Origin of the sequence: Frankia sp. EI5c, from assembly GCF_001636565.1 — a bacterium.
Taxonomy (GTDB): Bacteria; Actinomycetota; Actinomycetes; order Frankiales; family Frankiaceae; genus Parafrankia.
The window spans coordinates 1-1,439 of the sequence record NZ_LRTK01000034.1; the positions used below are offsets into that span (position 1 = coordinate 1).

Here is a 1,439-nt window from a genome sequence, read left to right on the forward strand (position 1 = left end):
GGAGATCCGGGGGAACGATCTCGTCGGGGCGATCCGGACGGTGGCGTCGGGTCAGTCGTTGCTGGCGCCGTCGGTGACGCGGCGGGTGTTGGAGCGGCTGCGGGACGGTCCGCACGAGGACCCGGCGATGGCGACGCTGAACCANCGGGAGCGGGAGATCCTGCNGCTGATCGCGGACGGGTTGACGAACCGGCAGATCGGGACGCGGCTGGGGTTGTCGGAGAAGACGGTGAAGAACTACGTGTCGAGCATCCTGGAGAAGCTCGGCCTGGCCAGCCGCACGCAGGCCGCCGTCTACCTGATGAAACAGACCGGCGAATAGGTCTCGCGGCACGGGCCCGGGCACGGGCACGGCGGGGCGCCCGTCGTGTTCCTCGCGATGGACCCTGAGCGGCTGGGTCCTCCGGTCAGGAATCCGCGACGAAAGGGTGGATACGGGTGAAGTCGGCGTGTGGCTCGGCCGCGGCGAAACGCTCCCACACCGCCCCGGTGACCGACCCGATAGCTGCGNGACCACCCTGGCCATGTACGGCGGCGAGATAAAGCGCGACATCCTTCGCCATAAGCGAGTTGGTGAAACCTGCCGCATAACGCCCGGTGAGAACGTGGTGCGGAAACTTGTCGGCCGTCGCCGAGTTCTGGCCACTCCCGCTGTTCAGGACGTCGAGCATCGTGGCCAGGTCGAGTCCGGCCGCCGCCCCGAAGGCGACCGCCTCGCTGGTGGCGACGAGCGCCGTCGCGGAAAGGAAGTTGTTCGCCAGTTTCAGCGCCTGCGCGAGGCCGGGCGCGTCGCCCACGCGGGTGCGGCGGTCACTCAGCCCGGCGAGGACGTGCTCGACGGCCGCGCAGTCGCCGTCGGCCCCGGCGAACATCACCGCGATCGTGCGGGCCCGGGCACCGGCCACGCCACCTGACACCGGCGCGTCCACGTAGCCGACCCCCGCCCCCGCCAGCAGGGCTGCCACCCGCCGCGCGGCTTCGACCCCGACCGTCGAGGTGTCGACGACGGTCGTCACCCTGCGGCCGGCCACGGCCACGATCTCGCCCGCGACCTGCTCGGCCGCGGCGCCGTGCGGCAGGCTGAGCACGATGGCGCCCGCGCGCCCGGCGACCTCGGCCACATCGGCGGCGCCGGCCGCACCCGCCGGCACGCGCTCCGGCCCGGCGGCGTCGAAGGCGACGACGTCCAGCCCGGCACCGATCAGGTTCGCCGCCAGGGCGCCGCCCATGTTCCCCAGGCCGACGAAACCGACCACCGGTGCCGTGGGCGGCCCGGCTCCCTGGCTCATGAGTCCCTCCCACCGGCGAGGCAAGCGTCCTGTACGGAAAGTACACGCGCGGTGTCGGTGCCGGTGCCGGTGCCGGTATCGGTGCTGGTGCCGGTATCGGTGCTGGTCCGCGCCGTCGTCCTCGGTCGTCCTCGGTCGTCGACGCCCCGC

4 pseudogenes are annotated in these 1,439 nt (G+C 72.5%); 2 read left to right on the forward strand and 2 right to left on the reverse strand.

Going from position 1 to position 1,439, the window contains the following annotated elements:
- Together UG55_RS38275 and UG55_RS38280 are read left to right on the forward strand one after the other, a co-directional pair.
- Nucleotides 1-144 (forward strand): annotated as a pseudogene (locus tag UG55_RS38275) (DNA-binding response regulator); the annotation flags it as partial.
- Nucleotides 145-165: 21 nt separating this feature from the next.
- A pseudogene (locus tag UG55_RS38280) lies at nt 166-322 on the forward strand (response regulator transcription factor); the annotation flags it as partial.
- 85 nt (nt 323-407) lie between these two features.
- Here the strand turns inward: UG55_RS38280 and UG55_RS38285 are convergent.
- Nucleotides 408-510 (reverse strand): annotated as a pseudogene (locus UG55_RS38285) (NAD(P)-dependent oxidoreductase); the annotation flags it as partial.
- A gap of 1 nt (nt 511) precedes the next feature.
- A pseudogene (locus UG55_RS17170) lies at nt 512-1,289 on the reverse strand (NAD(P)-dependent oxidoreductase); the annotation flags it as partial.
- Between the last annotated feature and the right edge of the window lie 150 nt (nt 1,290-1,439).